At 55.2% G+C, this 25,881-nt stretch carries 20 protein-coding genes, 1 other RNA gene and 1 riboswitch; of the genes, 7 read left to right on the top strand and 14 right to left on the bottom strand.

Going from position 1 to position 25,881, the window contains the following annotated elements:
* Positions 1-92: 92 nt before the first annotated feature.
* Positions 93-791, bottom strand: a complete 699-nt coding sequence (locus ACU6HM_RS02130) for a cytochrome b/b6 domain-containing protein (RefSeq protein ID WP_009456245.1) — start codon at positions 789-791, stop codon at positions 93-95.
* 81 nt (positions 792-872) lie between these two features.
* Positions 873-1,385, bottom strand: a complete 513-nt coding sequence (locus ACU6HM_RS02135; RefSeq protein ID WP_039941590.1) for a hypothetical protein — start codon at positions 1,383-1,385, stop codon at positions 873-875.
* Positions 1,386-1,696: 311 nt separating this feature from the next.
* On the opposite strand from ACU6HM_RS02135, the gene ribA reads away from it, so the two are divergent.
* On the top strand, positions 1,697-2,368 hold the full coding sequence (ribA, locus tag ACU6HM_RS02140) for a GTP cyclohydrolase II (protein WP_009456248.1): 672 nt from the start codon (positions 1,697-1,699) through the stop codon (positions 2,366-2,368).
* A gap of 295 nt (positions 2,369-2,663) precedes the next feature.
* Here ribA and ACU6HM_RS02145 read toward each other — a convergent pair whose 3' ends face one another.
* Positions 2,664-3,290, bottom strand: a complete 627-nt coding sequence (locus ACU6HM_RS02145; RefSeq protein ID WP_026483011.1) for an FMN-dependent NADH-azoreductase — start codon at positions 3,288-3,290, stop codon at positions 2,664-2,666.
* 125 nt (positions 3,291-3,415) lie between these two features.
* Here ACU6HM_RS02145 and ACU6HM_RS02150 point away from each other — a divergent pair, with 125 nt between their 5' ends.
* Entirely contained in the window at positions 3,416-4,324 is a 909-nt protein-coding gene (locus ACU6HM_RS02150) for a LysR substrate-binding domain-containing protein (RefSeq protein ID WP_009456252.1), read from the top strand.
* 5 nt (positions 4,325-4,329) lie between these two features.
* Here ACU6HM_RS02150 and ACU6HM_RS02155 read toward each other — a convergent pair whose 3' ends face one another.
* On the bottom strand, positions 4,330-5,892 hold the full coding sequence (locus tag ACU6HM_RS02155) for a glycosyltransferase family 39 protein (protein WP_302356918.1): 1,563 nt from the start codon (positions 5,890-5,892) through the stop codon (positions 4,330-4,332).
* Positions 5,893-5,982: 90 nt separating this feature from the next.
* Positions 5,983-6,160: riboswitch (yybP-ykoY riboswitch) on the top strand.
* Between ACU6HM_RS02155 and ACU6HM_RS02160 the strand changes: the two genes are divergently transcribed.
* Positions 6,161-6,736: a TMEM165/GDT1 family protein gene (locus ACU6HM_RS02160; RefSeq protein ID WP_009456260.1), complete on the top strand. Its 576-nt coding sequence runs from the start codon at positions 6,161-6,163 to the stop codon at positions 6,734-6,736.
* A gap of 5 nt (positions 6,737-6,741) precedes the next feature.
* Here ACU6HM_RS02160 and ACU6HM_RS02165 read toward each other — a convergent pair whose 3' ends face one another.
* Positions 6,742-8,448 carry a methyl-accepting chemotaxis protein gene (locus ACU6HM_RS02165; protein ID WP_226349410.1) on the bottom strand — a complete coding sequence of 569 codons (1,707 nt, stop codon included), beginning with the start codon at positions 8,446-8,448 and terminating at the stop codon, positions 6,742-6,744.
* Positions 8,449-8,650: 202 nt separating this feature from the next.
* Positions 8,651-9,274, bottom strand: coding sequence for a helix-turn-helix domain-containing protein (locus tag ACU6HM_RS02170; protein WP_009456265.1), 624 nt, complete (start codon positions 9,272-9,274; stop codon positions 8,651-8,653).
* A 795-nt stretch (positions 9,275-10,069) separates the two neighbouring features.
* Here ACU6HM_RS02170 and ACU6HM_RS02175 point away from each other — a divergent pair.
* Together ACU6HM_RS02175 and speE are read left to right on the top strand one after the other, a co-directional pair.
* Complete coding sequence (locus ACU6HM_RS02175) at positions 10,070-11,212, top strand: sensor histidine kinase (protein ID WP_446763296.1); 1,143 nt, start codon at positions 10,070-10,072, stop codon at positions 11,210-11,212.
* Positions 11,213-11,386: 174 nt separating this feature from the next.
* The gene (speE, locus tag ACU6HM_RS02180; protein WP_250755884.1) at positions 11,387-12,664 is read left to right on the top strand and encodes a polyamine aminopropyltransferase; all 1,278 of its coding nucleotides are present in this window, start codon (positions 11,387-11,389) and stop codon (positions 12,662-12,664) included.
* Positions 12,665-12,775: 111 nt separating this feature from the next.
* Here speE and ACU6HM_RS02185 read toward each other — a convergent pair whose 3' ends face one another.
* A complete protein-coding gene (locus tag ACU6HM_RS02185) occupies positions 12,776-14,485 on the bottom strand; it encodes a sulfate adenylyltransferase (RefSeq protein ID WP_446763297.1) in 1,710 nt (569 codons plus the stop codon).
* A 460-nt stretch (positions 14,486-14,945) separates the two neighbouring features.
* Here ACU6HM_RS02185 and ACU6HM_RS02190 point away from each other — a divergent pair, with 460 nt between their 5' ends.
* A complete protein-coding gene (locus ACU6HM_RS02190; protein WP_446763298.1) occupies positions 14,946-18,389 on the top strand; it encodes a hybrid sensor histidine kinase/response regulator in 3,444 nt (1,147 codons plus the stop codon).
* On the opposite strand, the gene ACU6HM_RS02195 is transcribed toward ACU6HM_RS02190, so the two are convergent.
* The 7 genes from ACU6HM_RS02195 to sstT all read right to left on the bottom strand — a co-directional run bounded on the left by ACU6HM_RS02195 (position 18,376) and on the right by sstT (position 25,326).
* A complete protein-coding gene (locus ACU6HM_RS02195) occupies positions 18,376-19,038 on the bottom strand; it encodes a response regulator transcription factor (protein WP_009456278.1) in 663 nt (220 codons plus the stop codon). The two genes, ACU6HM_RS02190 and ACU6HM_RS02195, sit on opposite strands and share 14 nt — an antisense overlap.
* A 131-nt stretch (positions 19,039-19,169) precedes the next feature.
* Complete coding sequence (locus tag ACU6HM_RS02200) at positions 19,170-20,834, bottom strand: cation acetate symporter (protein ID WP_446763299.1); 1,665 nt, start codon at positions 20,832-20,834, stop codon at positions 19,170-19,172.
* Positions 20,831-21,142 (bottom strand): DUF485 domain-containing protein, encoded by a 312-nt coding sequence (locus tag ACU6HM_RS02205; RefSeq protein WP_026483001.1) that lies wholly within the window; start codon positions 21,140-21,142, stop codon positions 20,831-20,833. Before ACU6HM_RS02205 ends, ACU6HM_RS02200 begins: the two co-directional genes overlap by 4 nt.
* Positions 21,143-21,428: 286 nt before the next feature.
* Positions 21,429-22,277, bottom strand: coding sequence for a MurR/RpiR family transcriptional regulator (locus ACU6HM_RS02210; RefSeq protein WP_254499004.1), 849 nt, complete (start codon positions 22,275-22,277; stop codon positions 21,429-21,431).
* Positions 22,278-22,471: 194 nt separating this feature from the next.
* Positions 22,472-22,975: a nucleoside 2-deoxyribosyltransferase gene (locus tag ACU6HM_RS02215; RefSeq protein ID WP_446763300.1), complete on the bottom strand. Its 504-nt coding sequence runs from the start codon at positions 22,973-22,975 to the stop codon at positions 22,472-22,474.
* Positions 22,976-23,308: 333 nt separating this feature from the next.
* Positions 23,309-23,941 carry a LysE family translocator gene (locus ACU6HM_RS02220; RefSeq protein WP_369327006.1) on the bottom strand — a complete coding sequence of 211 codons (633 nt, stop codon included), beginning with the start codon at positions 23,939-23,941 and terminating at the stop codon, positions 23,309-23,311.
* 158 nt (positions 23,942-24,099) lie between these two features.
* Positions 24,100-25,326, bottom strand: coding sequence for a serine/threonine transporter SstT (gene sstT / locus ACU6HM_RS02225; RefSeq protein ID WP_009456287.1), 1,227 nt, complete (start codon positions 25,324-25,326; stop codon positions 24,100-24,102).
* A gap of 144 nt (positions 25,327-25,470) precedes the next feature.
* Between sstT and ssrA the strand changes: the two genes are divergently transcribed.
* Positions 25,471-25,832, top strand: a transfer-messenger RNA (tmRNA) gene (gene ssrA, locus ACU6HM_RS02230).
* Positions 25,833-25,881 lie beyond the last annotated feature (49 nt).

The following is a 25,881-nucleotide window of genomic DNA, read 5'->3' on the forward strand; positions in this document are numbered from 1 at the left end:
GTTTAAAAGACGGCTAGTAAAAATGCGGCTCAGCCCAAACAGTCCCCGCATTATCCCCAGGTTTATTCACAGCTTCTGGGGATAAGTCGGCCTTACATAAAGTCGTCCATGCCACCGCCTACGGGTGCCAGACCTGTCATCCAGTACACGCCCCAGGCAATCAGAGCCACAATGATCAGAGCGAGAAAACGGGTTTTCCAGCTGTCTTTGCTGGCAGGCAGGCTGGCATCGGCGGGAACCGGCATGCTGCCCTTGACCATGACGCTGGTTAATTTCTGACCACGCAACACGCGATACAGGAAAATAGCCAGGATATGCAAGGCAATAATGGCCAGCATGATCCATTCATTGGCTTTGTGCAGGCCCGTCAGGGTTTTGGACCAGTCGCTGCTCAGATAGGCCAAAGGGCCAGTCGTGAAGATGTCGTCATTGGCAAACAGGCCCGAGACGGCTTGAAAGCCGAACACAATCAACATGATCCAGACGGACCAGGCACCGATGGGGTTGTGGCCTGGGTAAACCGCGGGCTTGTCACGCAAGTAGCGCAGGCTGCGTACAGGATTGGGCAGGAAGTGGCTAAAGCGGGAGTAGTAACCACCAATCAGGCCCCAGACCAGGCGAAATGCCAGCAGCCCCAGGGCCAGCAAGCCAAAGCGTACGTGCCAGTCCATCCACAAACCGCCAACCTTGATCGTCACAAAACAGCCCACGATGCTGATCACGAGCAGCCAGTGGAACAGGCGGGTGGGTAGATCCCAGATGAGTAAAGGGCGAGTCGAGGAGGCTTGCATGGGGAAAATCCGGAGAGACTAAGACATCTGATTATAGTCAGTGTTGTCTTGGAGTCCGTTTTCCGCCGCGGGTTCCTTCTTTTATTGAGCGCGGGGTTTGCGCTTGCGCAAACTGATCTTGCGACCGTCGTAACGGTACTCGTCGATCAGGGTGGGATTATCCAGGCTGGGGGTTTCCATGATCAGGGTTTGACCCTGGTGGCGTACTCGAATTTGTGCGCTGCAAGACCCAAACGCTGGCGAGACGGTATAGCCCTTGGAGGACACTGTGACCCAGTGATAATAAATCGAGCAACCCCCCAGGCCGTTGTCCACCGAAATCAACGCTGTCTGGTTGTTGGATTGTCTGAAGGCGTAGGGAATATTGATCAAGCCCTTGAGTTCGGGCGCGATGATTTGCGAGTCCAGTTGCAGTTGTGCTTCATAGACATAATCGCTTTGGCTCACTTGCAAGGTGCCGTAGGGGCTGTCCAGACTTAATTGAGAAGGAGGCTGGGGCCAGGTCTGGCTTGCCGCACTATGGGCGACAAACGGTTGCAGGGCCAAGCCGAGCCCAATCACAACATAACGAATAAAGACCTTAGTGGCGGGCATGATCAATCGAGTAAGAGGATGATCAAGGCTCAGTGAAAAACACAAAGCGCCATAGATCATCTGTATTTGTAAGTTTCATAACATTTTATGTATTTTCTTGTTGCGTAGAATACCGGATCGCAGAACTTTTCGCTATAAGGATAGGCACATAAGGTGAATGTTTCATGTCTGTGTCATAGGGGGGACAAGCGAAATTAGTCCTGAAAAGCATCTTGCCTCAGGCTTAAAGAAATGGACTGAATTGGGCTATCATTGCTAGGTTGCCCCGGATGGGGCCAAGCCGCATTTCTTCGTTGCAGCAGAGACTCATTATGCAATCCATCCCGGATGCCGCACTGGCATCAGAATCGGACTCCCCGCTGGCTGCCCAGCAGGCCAAACCCGGCGCTTTATTGGACTACGTCAGCTCCAGCCGTTTGCCTACCCCTTGGGCCGTATTCCAAATCCATGTATTTGTAGAGCGCAGCAATCAAAAAGAACACGTCTTGTTGACCTTGGGGGATGTGGCCGACGGCGAGCCTGTCCTGGCCCGTGTCCACTCCGAGTGTCTGACGGGCGATGCCTTGTTCAGCCTGCGCTGCGATTGCGGCCCTCAACTGCAATTGGCACTGGAACGTATTGCTACGGCAGGCCGTGGTGCCTTGATGTATTTACGCCAGGAAGGGCGGGGTATTGGTCTGGTGAACAAGATCCGTGCCTACAACCTGCAAGATCAGGGTGCGGATACGGTGGAAGCCAACGAGAAGCTGGGGTTTCCTGCGGATATGCGTCGCTATGATATTTGCAAGGATATGCTCGAGCACGTCGGTATCCAGAAGCTGCGTCTGATGACCAATAATCCGCGCAAGGTAAAAACCCTGCAAGAAATTGGCATTGATGTGGTGGAGCGTGTGCCGCATCAAATTGAAGGTAATCCCTTCAACGAGGCTTACCTGAACACCAAGCGTCTGCGCTTGGGCCACTGGCTGGAAACAGACGAATAAAAAGGGGTGCGCGGGCAGAAATTGATTCTGCTCCGATTTCGTTCCTGCTTATCGCGGTATCAACACAAAGGGCCATCAATTGGCCCTTTGTGTTTTTCTCTGGTGGAGATTAAGCGCGATCAGAATGTGCTGCCTGCTGGCAGGCAACGCAAAAGAGAAAGCCGGATCCGATGTCCACACAGGGATTGGGATCCGGCTTTATCTTTGCTTGCTCAGGCTTGAGAGCTGAAGGGGCGGGTGGCTGCTTGTGCAGAACTAAACAGCCAAGGCCTGGTCGAACCAGGCCTTCCCGGTCTTAGGCAGGGCTCTTTTCCAGCAAGGCGCTGACACTGGCCTTGGCGTTCTCTACAATCTGATCACGCAGCTCTGGGGTTTTGCCCAGACCTTCGGCGTACACAATACGCAGGTCCGTTACACCCATGAAGCCGAACATCACACGCAGGTAGCTTTCCTGATGTTCCATGGCCTGGCCTTGCTCCGATTCGGAGTAGATGCCACCACGGCTCAGAACCAGGTAAACCGTTTTGTCGCCAGCCAGACCTTCCGGGCCATTGCTGGTGTAGCGGAAAGTGCGGCCAGCTTGAGCCAGACGGTCCATCCAGGCTTTCAGTTGGCTAGGAATGGTGAAGTTGTAGAAGGGGGCGCCAATCACCACCACATCGGAAGCCAGGAACTGGCTCAGGTATTGTTCGGTGATGGCGTTCTCGGCACGCTGGCGCTCGCTCAGGGTGGCTGGGTCCAGACCCAGGCGCATGCCCAGGGAGTCAGCCGAAAAGTGAGGTGGCGGGTTCAGGGCCAGATCTACATGCTCCACTTGGACTTGCTCATTTTGCTGGCGCAGTTGATCAACCACAAATTGCGAAAGTTCGCGGGAAACGGAGTTGGCGCCGGTGATACTGGAGTCTACGTGTAGCAGTTTCATGATGTTTGGTGTCCAAAGCGATGAAGGAATGGTGTCATTATGTTTGATGCCCATACCTTTGATAAGCCGGTTTTTCTGAGAAAGATTATTCTACTTTTGTCTGTAATCCTGGAAAACTTCCCTGTATGTATGACTTAAATGACATGGTGCTGTTTACCGAAGTGGTACAGCGTGGCGGCTTTAGTGCTGCTGCCCGACACTTGGGCATGCCGCCATCGCGAGTATCGCGACGTCTTAGCCGTCTTGAGGCTGAAGTCGGTGTGCGCCTGCTGCAACGCACCACGCGCAGCCTGTCTCTGACCCCTGCTGGAGAGGTGTTCCTGCGCCATTGCCAGGCCATGCGTGACGAGGCCGAAGCTGCGTATTCTGCGGTGGCTCAAGTGCAGCAAGAACCGCGTGGTCTCTTGCGTATCAGTTGCCCGGTCACCTTGGCCCATACGGTCTTGTCGACCGTGTTTGCACAGTTTCTGATTCGCTACCCTCAGGTCGAGCTGGAGGTGGAGGTCAGCAACCGGGTGGTTGATCCGGTGGCGGACGGGATTGATGTGGCTTTGCGAGTGCGCAGCACCTTAAGTGATAGTGCGAGCTATATCGTCAAGCGCCTGGGTGAAACAGGGGCGATTCTGGTTGCTCAGCCTGAACTGCTGGCGCGTTTTGATCCGGTGCGCGGCCCGGCTGATTTGGTGAAATTGCCCACGGTGGCCATGTCGGCCCGACAAGGTCAAAACGAATGGGAGCTGTATGGTCCCGAGGGCGCCAGCCTGACGGTAACGCACAGGCCGCGCTATATGGCCTCGGATTTGCTGACGTTGCGTGAAGGGGTGGAGCAGGGCATAGGCGTGGGTATCTTGCCCGACTATATGTGTTGCGAGGCCTTGAAAGCCGGACGCCTGGTGCAGGTATTGCCACAGTGGGCACCCTTGCCGGGGATTATTCACGCTGTGTTTGCTTCCCGCCGAGGCATGGCCCCGGCGGTACGACATTTTCTGGATTATCTGGGTGAGCAACTGCCGGTGCATCACCCCAAAATTTAAGTGATTCAGCGGGCGGTGGCTGCAAAGGGGCAGCTGCTTTGTGCCGGCAGAATGGCCCAGTTCAGATCAATCATGGGACTGCGCTTGGAAGACCAGCGCTGCTCGGCCTGCCCCTTGATAGGGGCTTGCTCGTACAGCTGGAGCAAGGATGCGGGAGGTTTCCCACGGGTCTGAATGCTGTACACAATCAGAGCGCCGCATTCCATATCCTGCGGGAGTGTCAGCCAAGGTGAAGCAGCCGGGTCAGCATCAATAAAGACCATCACATCCTGGCCGGCATGAACGGCAATATTGCCGCCTAGCCAGGTATCGGCTACTACGACTTTAAGTGGGATGCCGGGCATGTGTTCGTTCCAGATGGCTTGCATTTGGGCAGACACTTCCGGGCCGGGGAAGGTGGAGCGAGAGTCCCGACCTTTATGCCAGGCCAATGGGCCACGAGCCAAGGCGTAGCCCGATGCCAGCAATATCTGCAACACGATCACAATAATAGCCACGCGCCGCAGCTGGATCTTGTCCTTGCCGTGCATGACCCAAAGAGCAAAAAAGCCATACAAAACAAAGAAGGTGGTGGCCCAGGAAGCGACCAGACGGGTGCCCATCATGGCTGAAATCAAGACGGTGCTGACGATCGGAGTCAGGCCCACCCACAGCAGGAATTGCTTGTCGCTGCGGGAAATATCATCGGCATAGCGCTGCTTGTTTTGCAAGGCCGCGTCAGATGGGGCCAGCTTTTTCCTGTCACGACGATTCCAGATACCCAGCGCAATCATGGCCACAACCATGGGGCTTAGTCGCCCCAGCTGGTCCAGGCTAAACGCCAGCAGTTCCTTGTAGGCCTCCCAGCGGGTATGTGTTTCCAGCGAGCCGTCCATATAGCGGAAGGGGGCGAAGTCGTGCTTCACCAGCCAGTACAGATGGGGCGACAAGACCAGCACATAGGCAAGCAGGGCCAAGCCCAGCCCTATCCAGGTCTGCCGCTGACGCCACATACCGCTGCGCAGGAAATACAAAAAGAAGGCGGTGAACAGAATCACGGCACTGTATTTGGTGACCGTAGACAGCGCAGCGACGGCGCCCAGCCATAACCAGTCTGCCGGTTTCTGGTCGCGGCTGGCGCGATAGAAAAACCAGGTCGCGGCGGTTACGGACCACAGTTGTGCCGTGTTGTGATTAAAAATGGTGCCGCGCAAGGAAAAGTAAATACTGACAGAACTGATCAGCAAGACCATGAAGGCGCGTTCGGGATTCAGAAATTCGCAGGCCAGTTTCCAGATAAACCATAGCCCCAGCACCGAAGCTGTCATGCCCGCGGCAAAGGTCAGCCATGCCGGGCGTCCGACTACGCTGGTCAAGGCGGCCATCACCCACGCTGGGAAGGGCGGATGCTTCAAATAGCCCAGCTCGAAGCTGGCCGACCAGACCAGTTCTTCCATGCCGTCCAGATCGGGGGCTTTATGGCTAATTGCCATCAAAACGGTCCACAGCAAAATCATGAATAACAGATACAGCAGCACATAGCGCTGGTAGGTGTTGGGCTGAGCCGATGCTGGGTTTTGGGCAGTCATGCGTCTGGTGAAAGCGTGAAAATAAGCAAGTGTACTTCTTGTGCGTTGAAAAGCCCCGATTGGACAGGCGTCTTAATCTGGGCTACGATGCGCTTCGTCATTAGGGAGTAGCCGCTTCGGTTTACCGAAGATCAGCGTCAACATACTTGACCTACACAGGGTCATGGCGCTGATAGCAACTTAGCCTGGCAAGACTTTTGACCATGGACCTTCGCGTTTGGCCGGGAGGGTTTGTGGTCATTTGTCTCATATCCGGCCAGGAGTTGTTATGGAAGCGTTGTTTATCTCCACGGGTGTGGTTGCCTTGGCAGAAATTGGGGACAAAACCCAATTGTTGGCTTTTATTCTTGCAGCCCGCTACAAACGCCCTTGGCCCATCATTCTCGCTATTTTCATAGCAACCTTGGTTAATCACGGTCTGGCTGGCGCCATTGGTGCTTGGGTTCCCGCTTTGCTGGATCCTGAAGTGCTGCGTTGGGTGTTGGGTATTTCCTTTCTGGCCATGGCCATCTGGATTCTGATTCCTGACAAGATCGATGATGCCGAAGCCACCCGTACGCGTTTTGGTGTTTTTGGCACCACGCTGGTGACCTTCTTCCTGGCCGAGATGGGCGACAAGACACAGATTGCGACGGTCGCTTTGGCTGCTAAATATCAAGAGTTCGGTTTGGTGGTGCTGGGCACGACCTTGGGCATGATGTTGGCCAACGCACCTGCCGTTTTGTTTGGCGAGCGCATTGCCCGCCGTTTGCCGACTCAGTTGGTACACCGGATTGCTGCCTGTATCTTTGCCGTGCTGGGTGTGCTGGCCTTGTTGGGAGGGGCTGAAAGCCTGGGCTTTTAGCGAACTCAGGTACTGGATGCCAATTGTCGTAGTCGGCCTGGGTGGGCCGGTTTGCGACGAGCGGCGTCCATTTTCACAACCGGGGCCAGGATCAAGGGGGCAGCAGAGCGAGTGGGTGGGTGAGTATGCGCACTTTCTCCGTGATTCAGGACGCTGATAGCCTCTTGCAGTTCGGCCCCATTCTGGTTCAGTTCCTGCGCTGTTTCACTCAAGTCATGGACCAGAGCGGCGTTGTCGCTGGTGATTTGGTCCACCTGTTTCAAGGCCTGGGTCAACTGGCCCAAACCGATGCTTTGCTCGCTGGTGGCAGCAGAAATCTCACCCATCAAACCCGCAACCTCAGACACGGATGTCAGGATTTCCTGCATGGTCTGCCCCGCATGGGCGGCGTGGGTGGCACCTTCAGCACTGAGGGTTTGGGTTTCGGTGACCAGTTGCTTGATTTCATCGGCCGCTTGAGCCGCTTGCTGAGCCAGCGAACGCACGGCAGAGGCAACCACCGCAAAGCCTTTACCGGCCTCTCCGGCGCGGGCCGATTCAATTGAGGCGTTGATCGACAGGATATTGGTTTGAAAGGCGATGTTATTGATCATCGACACGATATTGCCGATATGCTGCGAGCTTTCCAGAATCTGCTGCATGGATGAGCTGACTTTCTGAACCGCCTCGTTCCCGCGACCCGCGATATCCGCGCTGCGGCTAGCCAGTTCGTGGCTGGCCTTGGCGTTTTCTGCGGTCTGTAGAACGGCTTGCCCAAAGGAGCTCATACTGGCAGTGGTCTGCTGCATGGAGGCCGCTTGCTCTTGAGTGCGTGCTTCCAGCAGGGCGCTGTTATCCGAGAGCTTGCGTGACACCATTTGATTGTTGCTGCAGCTATGGTCCACGTCGGTACTAATGCTCATCAGGCTCTTACGCATCAGATCCAGATTCTGGCCCAGCGTTTCCAGCTTCTTCACAGCGGGTCCGCGTGTGTTGACTGTCAGGTTGCCTGCGGCAATTTGTTGGGCGATGTGCGTGGCCGTTTTAAACGATCCCAAAACCCGTCGCATCAGCACGGCCTGATAGCCCAAAATCATCAGTGTCCCCACCCCCAGAGAACTGGCCAGGAGGATCATGCTTTGCTGTGGCATTTCCGTATTCAGGATCATGGCAATAATCCCGCCGGTAATACCCAGATTCAACAGGCCTTTTCGTAAAAAGGCGGCCAGCAAACTGGGACCAGCCAGGAAACGAAGGCCGGCAAAAGGGCGACGCCAGCTGCGAGCCGTAATTTGGCCAGCGCGTATCGTTCGGGAACGATTTCGACCTTCGCGCAATTCCTGATAAAACTGTTCAGCTGCTTGAATATCCTGAGGTTTTGCGCGCACACGAACCGACGCAAAGCCGGTTAATTCCCCTTGTTCAATAATGGGACTGGCATGGGCCAGAACCCAATAAAAACCGCCGTCTTTACGGCGATTCTTTACCACCCCCACCCACGAACGGCCCTGTTTTAAGGTATGCCACAAATCTGCAAAAACTTCGGATGGCATATCGGGGTGACGCACGATATTGTGCGGCTCGCCAATCAATTCTTCCCGACTAAACCCGCTCACCTCGACAAAGGCCGGGTTCGCATAAATGATGCGGCCGGCCAGGTCAGTTTTGGAAATGAGATATTGCTCGTCCAGCAGCTCGGTTTCGATGCCGGTAATTGGTAGGTTCTTGCGCATAGCCTTTCCCTTTGTATTTTTGTATCAGCAAAAGACTCGAGATAAACGGATCAATTTCTTGTTGTGAATTTTCGTGAATAGTATCATTTGATTCGTTTTTTATGTCTAAAAATAAAAAAATGATAATCAAATGAAAATTTTTGTCACAAAAAGATCGAAATTGAAAAAATTGATCCTGGCTGATAAAGGGCAGAGGACGTGCTCAGGAGGGCAGGTACTGGGCGTGGAAGGCTTCGCTGAGCAGTTGCAGGAGCAGGGCAATGGGAATGGGCTTGGTCAGGGCTGTTGCTTTGCCGGGCAGACCGCCACGCGCGTGAATATCGGCGGCGCTCAATGCAGAAATCACATAAATCTGGGTATGTTCGGTTTCAGGGGCATCGGCCAGCGCCTTGAGCATGGCAAAACCATCCAGTTTGGGCAGGTTCAGGTCCACGATCAGCACATCGGGGTAGAAATTGCCGGCAGCAATCAGACCTTTCAGGCCATCTTGCTCGCAGCGCAATTCGACCGGGAAGGGCAGATGTTCCATGGCCATGCGGTAAATCGCCAGCAAATCCAGGTCGTCTTCAACGACCAGTACGCGCAGGCAGGGTTCACCGCTGCAAACAGGTAGGCTGGGAGTGATCGGAACATCAGGCGTCGGGGGGCTGGTTTGCCCACGGCGCTCTTGCAAGATGGCTTGTACGGAATCGCGGTCGATGCGACGGTGCCCGCCTTGGGTTTTCCAGGCTTTCAGGGTCCCGGCTTCTACCCAAAGTTGTACGGTGCGTACAGACACACCTAGTAAATCAGCAGCCTGCCGAGTGGAGTAAACGGCGTCGTTCATGGAGTCAACAAAATGAAAGCAGGCCAGACCGGGGAAAGAAAGGCTATGGGCCCCGATGTAGCAGTGCAGAGTGTAGAGACGGTATTAGTAAGTACAGAAATACTACTAATGGCAAGGGGAAGTGGCCTGTTCACGCCAAGTGATAGGCAGAGTATTCGACACACATGCTTCTAATATCTCCGATTTTCAGATGTTCATGCTTCATCAGGGACTCACTTCAATCGGGCGGGCCTGTGAACCTGGACTCGCCTTGCTGATTTTACGCGTATCCCTTGCGCTGTCGTGTTACCGGACGGGCCCAGTGTGGGGAGCTGAACACACTTATAAGTGTTGATGTTACGGGCGGGTCCGGGCGGTGCTCGGCTTGTCGGGCCAAGAAAAACGGTGTTAGCACCCTAGCACTTGTTTTTATCGTTAGTCTTGATCCTGGTCAGTCTTTATGAAATAAATAGGAATCCATTTTGTACAAGCCCCCTTGTTTCCTCAAAGAAAATTTATGCGCCTTATGATAAGGCCGTTTCTGCCGTTAAGCAGTATGGGCGGTGGTTTTGGAGTAAAACTTTTAAAAAGTACTAATCCCTTTCTTATTGTTCCGCCTGATTGTTATGAAATTTATTTATTAGGCGATTAACCGTTTTTTCACCCAGGCTGATGCAAGGGCATTGGCAGATCAGTAATCCCATCTAGAAAAATGCTTGGTTTATCCGCTGGACTGGCTTTTTGTCGTATGGAGATTGAAATCACACTGAGGCAGGCCTGGTGCTTGTTTTGGGACGAAAATAGGGGATTGGTTTGTTGCTCACACTATTTACCAGTTTTTTGATCGGGCAACGTTTGTTTGACCGAGCGGGCGCGCCTAAATGGCCGGGACAGGCTTATGAAAAAGCACATCGCTTTGAGCAAATGCTGGATGCCTTGCCCGATGCCATTGTCATGTTCGATTCCTGTGGTCGAATTGAGGGTTGTAATCGGGCCATGCGGCGTTTGCTGGATACGCCGGAATTGGCCAATGATAACGATGATTTAATCGATTTTTTCCAGAATCTGGAAAAGGGAATACGGGCAGATTTAGCGTATTTGCTCCCTGGGATTAGTCGGGTTATTAACCGCGAAAAAAATCCTTTTTACTATGTGCACCGGGATGGGGAAGGGGAACAGGCCCGCGCCCTGGAGTTTCATGCCTATGCGGCCTCCGATTCAGACAGCGCAACTTTGTTGATGATTCGCGATGTCAGCACAAAAATGCAACAGGAGCGCGATCGTGCTGACTGTTTTGCCATGGCTGCCCATGAAATACGCTCCCCGCTGGCCGCCATCAGCGGCTATATCCAATTGCTGCAACTGGAGACAACCCCGTCAGCCTGGGCTAGCAAGATCTACTCTCAATTACATGAAAAGGTTCGTGGCGTTGATGTGCTGCTGGACGATTTGACGCGCTTGAATCGCATGGAGTATGAGGGCACGAGCATGCAGGAATGGCGCGAGTCCGATTTGCGTGCCGTGCTGCGCCTGAGTCTGCGCCCCTTTCACGAACAGCGCCACCGCATTTACCTGGATGTGCCCGAGTATGGCTTGTGGGCCAAGGTGGATATCGTTCCTTTATTGGTGGCTTTGCGCAATGCGCTGGAAAATGCCCTGAAGTACTCCGCGCCGGACACCATGGTGACCCTGCGCTTGCAGCCGGGCGAAACCGGTTGGGCTCGGATAGAGGTCCTGGACCAAGGGCCGGGAATTGATCCGCTCTATAAAGAGAAGGTCTTTGACAAGTTCTATCGCCTGCCCGGCCAACAGGTGCAAGGAAGCGGTCTGGGCTTGTCCATTTTGCGCTCGATTGTTCACCACCACGGGGGCAGAGTCTATTTCAAGGACCGTCCGGGTCCAGGAGCGCATTTGGTCATGGAATTGGTTCTGCTGCCTTCCGCGTCGTATATACCTTAATCTTCCCTTAAATAGGGTTATTTTCATATATTTAAGTTTGATATAAGGTACAATTTGCGCTCTTTTCGATGAAGCGAGGTGATCGCCATTCCAGGTGCACCTCGCTTTGAAGTTTTTACGTTGCGGTCGTCTCGTTGGTAGGGAGCGCAAAATCTGTTAAAGGAGCACACGATTATGCAAGGCTTGCACTTGACCGCAGACCTTTACCAATGTGCATGCAGCCCGGAGCTGCTGATCGATGCCCAGAAACTGGCGGATTTTTGCCGTCAGCAGACTATTGATGCAGGGCTGACGATTGTTGGTGAGGAGTGGCAGGCATTTCCCGAATTTGAAGGGCAGCCTGGTGGTGTTACCGGGGTACTGTTATTGGCCGAGTCTCACTTGGCCATCCATACCTGGCCAGAGCGTGGTGGCGTGACGCTGGACGTTTATGTCTGCAATTTCATGCAGGACAATTCCGGCAAGGCGACCCGCCTGATTGACGGTATTGAGCAGGCTTTCAAGCCCGGTCAGGCCCAGCGTAATCGCTTGTGGCGTGGCGAGGCCGATGGCCCGGCCCATGCTGGTGAACTGCTGACGGAAAACCTGAATCAGGATGCGCTGTACGGCTTTCGCTTCACCGAGCGCTTGCTGGAGCGCCAGACTGCTTTTCAGCGTCTGGAGTTGCTGCGTTCCGAAACCTTGGGTAAGACCTTGCGCCTGGACGGTTGCATGATGACTTCCGAGGCCGAAGAATTTTTCTACCACGAAGGTCTGATTCACCCGGCCGCTATGTCTCACCCGAATCCACGTCGTGCCCTGATTGTGGGCGGTGGGGATGGTGGAGCCCTGGAAGAACTGCTGAAGTACCCCAGTCTGGAGCGAGTCTCTCTGGTTGAGCTGGATGGGGAGGTGATCGAGGTGGCCCGCGAGCACTTGCAGTCCATTCACAAGGGGGCGTTTGATAACCCGCGTGTACAAATTCAGATCGAAGACGGCGCGAAGTTCCTGGCCAATACACAGGAACGCTTTGACTTGATCTATCTGGACCTCACCGACCCCGAAACTCCGGCCGGTCCCTTGTACACGACTGCCTTTTTTGAGTCCTGCAAACGTGCGCTGGCAAGTGGTGGTGCTTTGGTATTGCACCTGGGTTCGCCTTTCCACGAAAGTCAGCAAGTCAAGAACCTGAGCGAATCCCTGGCCAGTGTGTTTGCACAAGTGCATGGCTACGGTCTGCATATTCCGCTGTACGGCTCTTACTGGGGGCTGGCAATTGCCTCCGACGAGCTGAACCCGCGTGCTTTCTCCGCCGAGCAAATCCAGGAACGACTGGAGCAGCGTATGAGCAGCGAGAACCAGGATTCCCTGCAGTTCTACAACGCTGATATTCATGGTGCCTTGTTTGCTTTGCCTACTTTCTACCGCCGCCTGATGCCTGTGAATGAGGTCAATCTGGAAGAGGTCTGTTAAGCAGGTTCTGGACAGTTTGAGTCTGCCTTCGGGCAGATTTCGTGATGAAAAAGCCCCTGATCTTGTTAAGGTCAGGGGCTTTTTCTGTTCAGGGGGAAGCTGGATAGAGCCTTATTCCTTATCCGCCCCACGATAGCGCTGGTAAGGCAGGACGTTCCAGGTCCTTTTGGTCAACTGCTTGGCAGAAATCACGGTCGGAATATCATCCAGCAAGCTGCGGGCCGAATGCAGCTCGCGCACGACTTCTTGCTTGTCCTGATACATGAACTCGTCCGAGGCTTCTTCCGGTGCTTGCTGCTGCTTTTCTTCCAGATCGCTGATCAGACGCTCTTGCTGGAAGCGCAGGGCAGCACGTGCATCCTCAATCCAGGCGGCTTGCATATTGCGGTTGTGATCCACCACGGCGCTGTACTCGGTGTACACCCCGTTGTAGATATCTCCCGCATGGTGCCGCACGTCGTGGCTGGCGATTTCCAGATCGCGCACCGTCAGCTGAGATGGATCCAGCGGTTCACTACGCTTGGCCCCGCCCAGACGGGTGTACTGGGTGTAGTAGGGGAACATGCTCTGGATCACTTTACTGACGGGCTGGATGGCTTCGCCTGCCTCGCACAGTCCTTTGGGCTGTACGCCTTGCATGGCCGGCAGAATGGATTCAGGGCGGCAGATTTCTTTGGGCGGCATGATGCCGTGACGCAGCATCTCGCGAATGCCGGTGCCGGAGATGGTCAGCCTGAAGCGATCATCGTGCGGGCAGGTCTCGGAGGTGGCATGGCAGGCACAACGCGTGCAGTAAAACACTTCATGGAACAGGCGCACATCAATGCCCATTTCCTTGGGGCTGAACTGATCGAAAATGCTGTGGCTGGCGTACTTGTCGTAGTAACTGCCAATCCCGGCGTGATCCCGACCAATCAAGGCGTGGGTGCACCCATAGTTCTTCATGATCAGGGCATGCAAAATGGTTTCGCGAGGGCCAGCAAAAATATAGGTGACGCGCAACGGTGACAGGATGGCACGGTCCTTGGGGTAGTAGGTATCCAGCACATTTCGGTAGGCCATCATGCGGAACTCGTGGCGCACGTATTCACGCTTGGCCATTTCCACCAATGGTTGCAGGAACAGGCCATCAATCCCTTCCAGCGCATTGCGGTGAATGTACTCGTGGCCACGGTGCAGCGGATTCGCACCGGTGATAAAGCCTGCCACGGAATTGAATTTCTTTTCTTCGTAGAACAGGCGCCAGGTGTCTTTGGGTTCGCGGCGCAGCTTTTCGAACGGGCCCCAGTCCACACGCTGCAGCAGGTGCAAGGTCCCGCCCAGGGACACATCGCCCATGCGGCGGTAAATGGAGTCCACACCGGGGTGATTTCTGTCCGTGGTGCCAAACAGTTGCTGAGCGCGCTGCTCCTTGTCGTAGGAAAAGATGTCCTCGATGCTCAGGATGGCTACCGGCTCGTTGTCGCTATTGGTCAGCGCCACTTCAGAGCCGACCGAAAGTCCTTTAATAATGTCGCGGTTGCGATCGCCAATCGGGGCGAAGCTCAGCGGCACAGGCCACACCACACCATTACTCAAACGACCCTCTTTGAGCACGGAGTTGTAGTCGGCCTCGTTCATGAAGCCTTTGTTGGGGGAGAGCACGCCCGTAGCAATCATCTCGATGGTGATGACGGCTTCCAGATCCACGCGGATGCTGGGCAGGGTGCGCGCACGTTCGATCTCGTCCTTGACGCGATCCTCCGGGACAACCTGGTTGACCAGCGTTCCACCGTGCGGTTGCTGTGGATAGCGATCAAAGTTCAATGTTGAGTGGTTCATATTGCCTCCTTTAATTTGCCCCGCGTGACGATGAAAGATAGTTTTTTTGTCGGGGCGTTTTTCGTTTGCGAGTGATAGATGAGTTCTGGACTGGAGCAGTGACTCCCCGGTTTCAAACGCTCTATTTCTTCTTGTGATGCCAGACGAAAGCTCTTCGTCCAAACAGGTGATGCAGCGCTGGCTTGAATACCGCCTGCGCATTGTTTTGCTGCGCTTGTTAAATGCGACATGAGGACAGGAATGCAGGCATCGTTCTGGGTTTATCGGTGCGTGAGGTGATCCTCACCGTGGCTCATGATGCTGCGGGTGCTGCCTGCCCAAGAGATCTGTCCCGAAAATCAAATTGGGTATAGGTGATAAGCCCTAGTTTTCCGAGCTCAGATCCTGCTGGAACTGTCTTAGTATTACTCACAATCGCGAGAAAAATCATCGCGTTATACCAAAGTAGGAGACAGTGCAGATGACGCCAGCTTGGGTGGTGTTGGCCTCGTTGATTTACGCCGCAATTTTGTTCGCCATTGCCTGGTTCGGGGACAGGAATCCTTTGTATACCCAGCGCCCCTGGTTGCGACCTACGGTCTACAGCCTTGCCTTGGCTGTGTACTGTTCGTCGTGGACGTTTTACGGCGCGGTCGGGTCGGCGGTGCGCTATGGCATTGGCTTTCTGCCTATTTATCTTGGCCCCATGCTGATGCTGCTGTTTGGCTGGCGGATTATTGAACGCCTGGCGCTGGTGGCTCAATCCCAGAACACGGTTTCCATTGCGGACTTCATGGCCAGTCGTTATGGGCGCTCGCAGCGCTTGGCGGCCATGGTGGCGGGGATTGCCGTGGTGGCGGCCGTGCCGTATCTGGCCCTGCAATACAAGGCGGTGGCCTTGAGTTTGAGTGTGCTGGCCGGGACCGAGTTTCACGCCGGGCTGTTTGGTGATCCGGCCTTGTATGTCGCGATTTTGATGGCCTTGTTTTCTATTCTGTTTGGAACACGCCAGGTGGACGCGACCGAGCATAGACCGGGTTTGATGCTGGCCGTGGCCTTTGAGTCCGTGGTGAAACTGGTGGCCTTGGTGGCGGTTGGCCTGTTCGCCTTTCGCTGGTTTGGCAAGACTGAACTGAATATGGTGGGGGCCGTCAGCACACTGTTCGAGAACAGTCCGCCGGTGGGTTTTGTCGGTCAAACCTTGCTGGCCTTTGCCGCGATTATTTGTTTGCCCCGTCAGTTCCATGTGGCCATTGTGGAATGTGGGGACGTGGTGGATATACGGCGGGCGCGCTGGTTGTTTGGGGCGTATCTGCTGGTGGTCAGCGTCATGGTCTTGCCTATTGCCGCGGCAGGAGTCAGCCTGTTTGGCGTCGGGGGCGAGGGCGTGGCACCGGACAGTTTTGTGCTGGCCTTGCCCCTGTCGCAAAACCAGGTTGGCTTGGCCTTGATGGTTTACATAGGCGGTTTTTCAGCGGCAACTGGCATGGTCATTGTGACCAGCGTGGCGCTCTCAACCATGGTCAGTAATGACTTGGTGATGCCTTTGTTGCTGCGTCGTGGCTGGGCGCAGTATCAGCAAAGTACGGTGGCTTCCACAGTGCTATGGATACGCCGTGTCGCCATCATGGCGCTGGCGGGTGTGGCTTACGGCTATTACATGCTCAGCGGCAGCGATACGACCCTGGCCGCGTATGGGCTGATGGCTTTTGTGGCGGTTGCGCAGTTTGGGCCGGGCTTGATTGGTGGTTTGTATTGGCGCGGTGCCAGTCGACAGGGCGTAGAGGCCGGACTGCTATTGGGCTTTGCCATCTGGGTCTATACCTTGCTCTTGCCGACGCTGACCGAGGTGGGCTGGCTGGCGGATGATTGGTTGTATCACGGGCCATTTGGCCTGTCCTGGCTGCGCCCTTATCAACTTTTTGGCGTAGAGGGCTGGGACCCGCTGACACATGGCACTTTCTGGTCCCTGCTGTGCAATATCAGCGCCTTTTTGTGGGTGTCCTGGCGTCGGCGTCCGGGCTTGGGAGAGCGCTTGCGGGCCGAGCCGTTTCTTAATCCTTATGCGGAGCGGCAGACCTTGGCGGCCCGTCATTCTTATGGGGATTTGTCGGTACAGGATTTGCTGCTTTTGGCAGAGCGTATCGTTGGTAAAAAAATGGCGAAGCGGGCTTTTGAAACGCAGGCCAGACAGGCCAAGCAATCGCTGGAGCCTGGTTTGCGGGCGGATAGTTCCTGGGTGCATTTCACGGAGCTATTGCTGGCAGCTGCGGTGGGGGCCGCGTCCGCGCGCCTGGTGCTGACCAGCGCCTTGCGTGGTTCGGGCATGGAGGTGGCTGCCATCATGGCCGTGCTGGATGAGGCGGGGCAGGAACTGCGTTTCAATCGGGATATTTTGCTGGCCACCTTGGAGAACATTGATCAGGGTGTCAGTGTGGTGGATGCGGACATGCGGCTGGTCGCCTGGAACCAGCGCTATCAGCAGTTATTCGATTACCCGCCCAGCATGTTGTACGTGGGAAGATCCGTGGCGGACCTGATTCGCTTTAATGCCGAGCGGGGCAAGGTCGATGGCGTGGAAAGCATAGGGGTGGAACAAGCCATAGAACGTCGTATTCAGTTCATGCGCGAAGGCTCTTCCTATGTGACTCAGCGTATGTTGAATGACAAGCAGGTGATCGAGCTGCGGGGGCGGCCTTTGCCGGGCGGCGGTTATGTCACCAGCTATAGCGATATCACGCACTACAAGCGCGTGGAGCGCGAGCTGCGGGAGATGAACGACAGCCTGGAGCAGCGTGTCGCGGTGCGTACGCAGGAGGCGGAAAAAGCCCAGGAGTCTCGTACCCGATTCCTGACGGCCGTCAGCCACGATGTGCTGCAACCGATTAACGCGGCACGTCTGTTTGCGTCGGCCTTGCGCGATACGCATGACCTGGCGGAGATGCCCAATCTGGCCGAGCGAGTCGATACCTCTTTGCGTACGGCGGAGGAGTTGCTGGAAGGCCTGCTGGATATTTCCCGTCTGGATGCCGGAGCCTTGAAGCCGGATCTGGGCGTGATCAATGTGCAGCATCTGCTGCAGCATTTGGCAGACCAATACGCTCCTATGGCTGCTCGACGTGGTATCCAGTTGCGGATTCATGCTCGACCTTTGCAGGTGTATAGCGACCATCGTCTGTTGCGGCGCGTGTTGCAGAATTTCCTGGCCAATGCCTTGCGCTACACCCAGGAAGGACGAGTGGTGTTTGGCGTGCGGGTCCGGGGCGAGGAGCTGGAGTTTCAGGTCTGGGACTCAGGCCAGGGTATCCCGCCACATCATATTCAGCAGATTTATGCGGAGTTTCATCGCTATGAACAAGCCTTCGATTGGGATGGCCGTGGCCTGGGCTTGGGCCTGTCCATTTGCCAACGTATTGCGGTCTTGTTGGGGCACATGCTGGATGTGCGATCCGAAGTGGGGCGTGGCAGCATGTTCTCCATTCGCGTTCCTTTGAGTGACGCTACGCAGGCCAGCAGTCAGCAAAATAACGAGTCCAGCAAGCCTGCCGATGGCTTGCCTTTAACAGGCTTGCGTGTGCTGTGTCTGGATAACGATCTGGATATTATTGCGGGTATGGAAGTGCTGCTGGGGCGCTGGGGAGCACAAATTATCACCGCCAACACGGTAGATAGCGCTTTGGAGAAAATTGCCTTGAGTCCCGATGTCTTGCTGGTGGATTATCACTTGCATGATAGGCTGGACGGCTTGCAGGCACTGCAACTATTGCGTCTGCATCTGCCTCATGCGCAAGGCGCTTTGTTGACGGCGGATGGTAGCGACGAGCTGAAAGCAGCGGCTCGACAATATGGTTATCTGGTGCTGACCAAGCCGGTCAAGCCCGCTTCACTGCGAGCTTTTTTGGCCGCGCAAATTAAAACGTATTAGCGTCCTGAGATTCGTCCTGGTTCAGGCCAAGATGACTGGCCATCAAGACCGCCTGGGTGCGATTGGAAGCACCGAGCTTGCGCAGGATGGCGGTCATGTGCGCCTTGATGGTGGCCTCCGAGACATTCAGTTCGTAGGCAATCTGTTTGTTCAGTTGCCCGGTGCTGAGCATTTGCAGCACGCGAAATTGCTGCGGTGTCAGCTCGCGCAATTTCGCCGCGACCTCCCGTTCGTCCAGGCTGATGCCCGGAGAGGAAGAGCCGATTTCCGGCAACCAGGTGCCACCATCCAGAACCACCTGCAGGGCTACGCCCAGCGTCTGTGCATCAATGGATTTTGGGATGAAGCCCATGGCTCCGTGATCCATGGCGCGGCGCATGAAGCGGGCCTCTTCATGGGCGGTGACCAGAATGATGGGCAGGGATGGGTAGGTCGCGCGTAAATGGACTAAAGCGCTGAAACCGATTGCCCCTGGAATATCCAGATCCAGCAAGAGCAGATCGGCGTCAGGATGGTCGTCGACCAGGGGATACAAATTGGAGATACGATCCGCTTCGTAGATGGCCGTGCCGGGAAACAGGCTGGCGACGACGCCTCGTAACGCCTCACGAAACAGGGGGTGATCGTCAGCAATGAGCAGTTCATTCATGTGGGGATTATGCCATGTTCAAGTATCTGTAATGGTGCCTGCCAGGATGAGCTGCCTATCAGTAATAACAGGGCACCGAAATGCCCTGTTCTTGTTCCTGCGTGCTGATTACATCAGCATGAAAAGTGTGTTTAGTGAGCGCTGGCGCTGGCAGCACCAATGCCGGTTTGACTGCGTACGGTCAGAGCCTCGAAGGCTTCGCGTTCCTTGGCAGCGCGGGCACTGTTGTCCAGGGTTGAGAACAGCCAGATCGAGAAGAAAGCCAGCGGAATGGACAGGATGCCAGGGTTAGGGAAGGGGGTGATGGGCTCGGCAAAACCGAAGACATCCACCCACACGGTGCTACTCAAGACCACCCACACCGTGGCGGTGACCAGGCCCAGAAAACCGCCAATGGTGGCACCACGCGTGGTGCAGCCACGCCAGGCAATCGACAGCACCAGGACCGGGAAGTTGGCACTGGCTGCAATGGCAAAGGCAAGGCCCACCATGAAGGCGACGTTCTGGTTTTCAAAGATAATGCCCAGCAAAATCGCCAGCACGCCCAACACCACTGTGGAGATACGCGAAATGCGCATCTGGTCTTTCTCGGTGGCGCGGCCTTTGGCAATGACGTTGGCGTACAGGTCATGAGAAATGGCGGCGGCACCGGCCAAGGCCAAGCCTGCAACCACGGCCACAATCGTGGCGAAGGTAACTGCTGCCAGGAAGCCCAGCAACAGGTTGCCGCCTACCGCATTGGCCAGGTGCACCGCCACCATATTGGTGCCGCCAATCAGGTTGGTCAGCATATTGAAAGAGCCGTCCGGACCCGTCTGGAAGTACTCGGGATGCTTGACCAGCAAGGCAATCGCACCGAAACCGATGATGAAGGTCAGCAGGTAGAAGTAGCCAATAAAGCTGCTGGCGTAGATCACGGATTTGCGGGCTTCCTTGGCGTCCGCCACGGTGAAGAAGCGCATCAGGATATGGGGCAGACCTGCGGTACCGAAGGCCAGCGCGATACCTAGCGACAGCACGTTCAGCGGGTTGCTGCTGACGGCAGCGCCGGGCTCAAGAATGGCGTGTCCGGTGGGGTGTGTTTCCACGGCGGCGGCCAGCATGGCATCGACATCCCAATAGAACGCGGCCAAAACCAGAACAGTCATCAAGGTAGCACCGACCAGCATCAGCACGGCTTTGATGATTTGTACCCAAGTGGTGGCCGTCATGCCGCCAAAGGTGACGTAAATCATCATCAGCGAACCCACAATCACCACGGCCACGTTGTAGTCCAGACCAAACAACAGCACGATCAGCTTGCCAGCACCGACCATTTGCGCGATCAGGTACAGGGCAATGATCAGAAGCGAGGCACTGGCCGCCAGAATCCGCATGGGGTTTTGCGACAGGCGAAACGAGGTGACGTCGGCAAAGTTGTAGCGGCCCAGATTGCGCAGGCGCTCTGCAATCAGGAACATCACAACCGGCCAGCCGAACATGAAGCCGATGGCGTAAATCATGCCGTCGAAACCGCTGACGTACACCATGCCCGCAATCCCCAGGAAAGAAGCGGCGGACAGATAGTCCCCGGCAATTGCCAGGCCGTTTTGAAAGCCGGTCAAACCGCCACCGGCGGTGTAAAAGTCGGACGTGGTGCGTGTACGGCGGGCCGCCCACCAGGTAATGACCATGGTCCCGGCAATAAAGATCAGGAACATCACAATGGCAGAGGTATTGGCCTGGCCGGACGGGGCCGCGATGGCATTGCCACTGGCCATGCCAAACAGGCCCAGGCTCAGAAGTAGTCTCTTCATGTCACGTCCTTCATGATTTGAGCCAGCAAGGGGTCATACACCTTATTGGAAATGTAGACGAAGGTGGACACCAGGACGACGGCGCTAATCAGCACAATGGCGGCGCTAAGCACGCCAATGGTCATGGTCATGGAGCCGACAGAGCGGCTGAAAAGTTCGGGGTCAAAGGCCAGGGTCAAGATAAAACCGGCGTACACAATCACGGTCAAGCCGAAAAAAACCAGGCTCATGCGGTTGCGTCTTCTAAGCAGCTCTTGATAGGCGGGGTGCTGGGTTACTGCCGTCACGACAGTATTGGCTGAGCTCATTCTTATGTCTCCTTATGGGGTTTGATGATTCTTGGCATCGAGGCTCTCTAAACACGGCGTGTACAGAGAGTTGGCGCTTGAGGGCGCTCTGTGTACAGCATGTATAGAACGAATCAACTTTTCCCAACAGGCGACTTTGGTCGTAGATGAGGGAGGAGACGGCTCTGATTTTGGAGCCTTGGTTTAGCTGGGCGGGGCAAATGATGCAGGAGACGCACTGGCACAAGAGCTGGTCTCTTCTGCTCTGAGTGGCTTGCAGAGCTTGAAAAGGGTGTTTTTTGTTAGTTCAAAACAGCGCGTCAGCGGTGGCCAGTTCTTGTTCTGATTCATCACGGCGATCAGCGCCACGTACTTTCAGTATTTCGGACAGCAGCAGATGAGACAGGCTGGCAACGGCCACCGAATTATCAGGCAGCGCTTCAGGCCCAGGCTGGCAGGGCAGGGACCAGCGGCTCTTGGGCCGCTCTTTGTAATCCTGGTCGGTGATCAGCACGATGTCCGCACAGCGTGTTTCCAGGCGTCCGATCAGCTCCGGCATGTAGCTGGGGCGTGGATGCAAATCAAAAACAATCACGACATCCTGGTGCTGAATGTCGGCCAGGTAGTCGGAGACGGTTTGCCCCGCTCCGGGGATAAGCCGTACGCCCGGCATGAGTTTGGACAAATGCCAGTAAAAATGCCCGGCCAGAAAGTAGTTTGCCCGCAAACCCACCAGCCAAACCTGCCGCGCACGGCTGATGGCTTGACTGGCTTCCTGCAGAACAGAATGGGACAGATGCCGATAGGTATTGCCCAGTTTGCTATAGCTTTCCTGCAAGTGTGAGTGCAAGGCGGCCTCGCCCGGAGATAGCGGCTGGTGGACCGAGGTGAAGGAGTCATCCGTTCTTTCCGTGCGAATCTGCTTGCGTGCCGCTTCGTAGTTGGCGTATTCCAGACGACGGATCAGACGTGTGACAGTGGCATTGGAAACTTGGGCCAGACTGGCGAGTTCCGAGGCGTTGTAGCTGGATAAATCACCCGAGAAATCCAGTGTGAATTGGGCCAGACGTCGTTCGGAAGCGGGGAGATCACTAAGAATGGCGCGTACACGATCAAGAAAAGAGATGTTGCTGGTGTCTGGCATGGTGCGGGGCATAGCCCTGTTTTTTTGATTCAGGAAAAGCGGGTACGGCGGGGAACCAATTGTGGTTCCTGTGTTCGGGCAGGGAGTTTCAAGTCCACATCATACCTGAGTACAAGATGCGTTTAATGTCCCTGAAAACCGTTTAATTTTGACTCTGTTTGACTGCTTGTGATTGATTAATCAGCAGTATTTTTTCCGAAAATGAATTAGCCAATAGCTTTGAAATAATCCTGTGCGGCGATCAGGGCATCCGTAAAGGAACCGTGTACAAACTCCGTGCTGATCGCCACCATCAAGTTCGAGGGCAGGCCAAAGTCTTCGATCAGCGCACCATTGCGATCACGCCAGATCTGGCTGGCCGGGTCCAGCACAATTGGGCTGTAGTGCTCGCGGACGGTGTCCAGAACGGTATCGGCGGTAGAGCGGTAGGTAAAAACAGGCAGGCCCTGGGCTACGGCGTAACCGATTTCAAAAGCGGTGCCGGTATCAATCTCTGCGCCTCGAAAGGGCGTGATGTTGGCCAGAACCGCATCGGCTTGGTCCAGCAGACGAATATTATGGTGGTAGATAGCCGAGGCCTCGATCTCTTCCTGATCAACGGGATGCAAGGGCTTGAAGCCAAAGTCTCGTACCAATTGCTTGTGCAGCTTGGCACGCTCGGTGGCATCGCTGAAAAACACATCAGGACCCGCTAAATAGATACGCTTCATCTTGGCTCCTTGTTGATTCGGGGTGAAGGGAAATCGTGCCGGTTCAGGCTGGGCTGCTGGCCGCTGGGGCAAACCGGAGTTTGTGAGACATGGCTGTTCTGAACCCATAGCAGGCTATTCGTGGTGGCCATCTGAATGATGATATACGATCCCATCAGCCTGAACATGGCGCTGGGTGAAAGGACCTGGCACGGGTTTGCGGTTTGTCGTTTGGCGTGTTGCTCTAGCGTCACGGATGGTGAGGTGCAGTCTTGTCGTAGACAAGACTGGCTTGCAGCACATAAGAAAAAGGGACCGATTCAGGTCCCTTGTTTTCCTTGGCGGTTGCGATCTTCAGTTGGAATTACCGCGTCGATACAGACTTAGCGCAATACCCAGACCTGCCAGCATGCCAGCACAAGCCCGGTTCAACCAACGCATAGCCTTGCCGGAAAGCAGCCGCATGGCGTGATGGCCACCCACGGCGTAGACAGTCATTAAAGCCATATCAATCAGGGCTGTGACCAAGGCCAGTGTGATGTACTGAACGGCAATCGCTTCTTCCGGACGAATGAATTGCGGCAAAAATGCAGAGAAGAACAGCAGCGCTTTAGGGTTGGACAGGGCAACCAGCAAAGATCGCAGAAAAGCCGCGCGACCCGTCCGAACTTTTTCCGTGGGGGTGCCTGTCTGGATAGAGCTGACCGGAGCGTGCCAGAGACCATAGGCCAGATAGAGCAGATACGCCGCACCTATCCATTTCACCACTGTGAAAAGCTGCTCGGAGGCAAGCAGCAGCGCGCCCAGTCCACAGCTGACGGCAGCAATCAGAATCAGGTCCGAGAGCGCCGCACCCGCAATACCGCATGCTGCGATCCGTTTGCCGCCATGTGCACCATTGTTCAAGGCAAGCAGCATGGTGGGGCCCGGCATGATAGTGACGGCCGATACTGCAACGATATACAGAGAAAGGCTGGCTAAATCCACGAAGATTCCTTGGTAAGAGTCTGATTGCAGAAGCATTGAGTGCCTGCACACTCAAGCATGGCGGCGGGTACTTGGGCTGAGGCAATCAGGCGTTGCTTGATCGGCCTACAAAAAAGGCCAGCCTGAATGGCTGGCCCCTTGTGCGTCAAGATATCAAATCAGGCACGGCCTGGTTCGAGTGTTGCCGCAGCGGTAAACAGCACGTCGGTCGAGGAGTTCAAGGCCGTTTCTACCGAGTCTTGTACCACTCCAATCACAAAGCCAACGCCAACCACTTGCATGGCGACATCGTTGGAAATACCGAACATATTGCATGCTAGTGGAATCAGCAGCAAAGAGCCACCAGCAACGCCCGATGCACCGCAAGCGGCAATGGTAGCCACCAGGCTCAGCAGCAGGGCGGTAGGCAGGTCAGCCGGGATTTCCAGTGTGTGCACCGCAGCCAGCGTCAGGACGGTAATCGTAACGGCAGCACCGGCCATATTGATGGTGGCACCCAGTGGAATTGAAACCGAGTAGGTGTCCTTATGCAGGCCCAGGCGCTCGCACAAAGCCATGTTCACAGGGATGTTGGCCGCAGAACTGCGGGTGAAAAAGGCTGTGATACCGCTTTCACGCAGGCAGGTGAATACCAGCGGGTAGGGGTTGCGACGAAGCTTGGCAAACACGATCAAGGGGTTGACGACCAGAGCCACCACCAGCATGCAGCCTACCAGCACAATCAGCAGCAGCCCGTATTGGCGCAGCGCATCAAAGCCCGATTCAGCAATAGTGACTGCCACCAGACCAAAAATACCCAGCGGCGCAAAGCGAATGACCAGGCGCACCAAGGACGACACGGCATTGGCCATATCGGTCAGCAGGTCGCGAGAACCTTGCGAGCCGTGTTTCAGCGCCAGACCCAGAGCAATAGCCCAGGCCAAAATGCCCATGTAGTTGGCATTGAGCAAGGCATCAACCGGGTTCACCACAATGCTGGTCAGCAGATCCAGCAATACCTCAACGATATTGCCAGGAGGGTTCAAGGTGGCATCGGCCAGATCCAGCTTGAGCTTGACGGGGAAGGCGAAGCTGGCGATCACGGCAATCAGTGCAGCCAGGAAGGTGCCCAGCACGTACAAGAGCAAAATAGGACCCATGCGGGTGGAGGACTGGGCTTTTTGGTTGGCAATGGAAGACATCACCAGAACAAACACCAGAATCGGCGCAACCGACTTCAAGGCAGAGACAAATAATTGGCCCAGCAGGGCGATCGAGTGCGCGGCATCGGGAGCAAAGCGTCCCAGCAAAATACCGGCGATCAAACCGATCACAATTTGAGTAACAAGACTGCCGTGCAGGATAAAGCCTAATGGGCCTCTGGCTTGGTTGGCGGGATGGGCCATGAAAAGCGACTCCAAACAAATGGGTAGGCGTGAAGTACGTGAAAAACGCTCTGGCGAGGACTCAGCCAGAGCGCGGAAGAGGGTTATTCTAGCACCAGGAGCTATACATTTTGTAGCCGATGTGATATGGTTGCTAATCCACATGGGGTCGACATGGCTTCGACGTGGGTCAAGAAGCAGATCAGGGCGTGTCGAGCACCAGTACGCTCGTAAATCCACTGGAAAACTACAAACGCCAACGACGAGCGTTTCGCTCTAGCCGCTTAAGGCTGGGCCACTGCACTAATTTGTCTTTGGGTTAGGTAGGGCAACCTACAGCAGTGTTATTTACAAAGAATCGAATCGGCCTGCGCCACGAAGTCCGGTTCTAAAACTTAGTGGATCGCCAAGGAAAGGCCTGTCAATTGGCACAGTCCAAGGTTAAAACTTAAAATTAATTGACTACACATGTAGAACTGTCTGTGGACGGCTTGCGGACGGGGGTTCAATTCCCCCCGACTCCACCAAGATATCCCAAGGAACCCAACAGCTTAACGGCTGTTGGGTTTTTTGTTT

Source organism: Alcaligenes sp. RM2 (assembly GCF_052931795.1).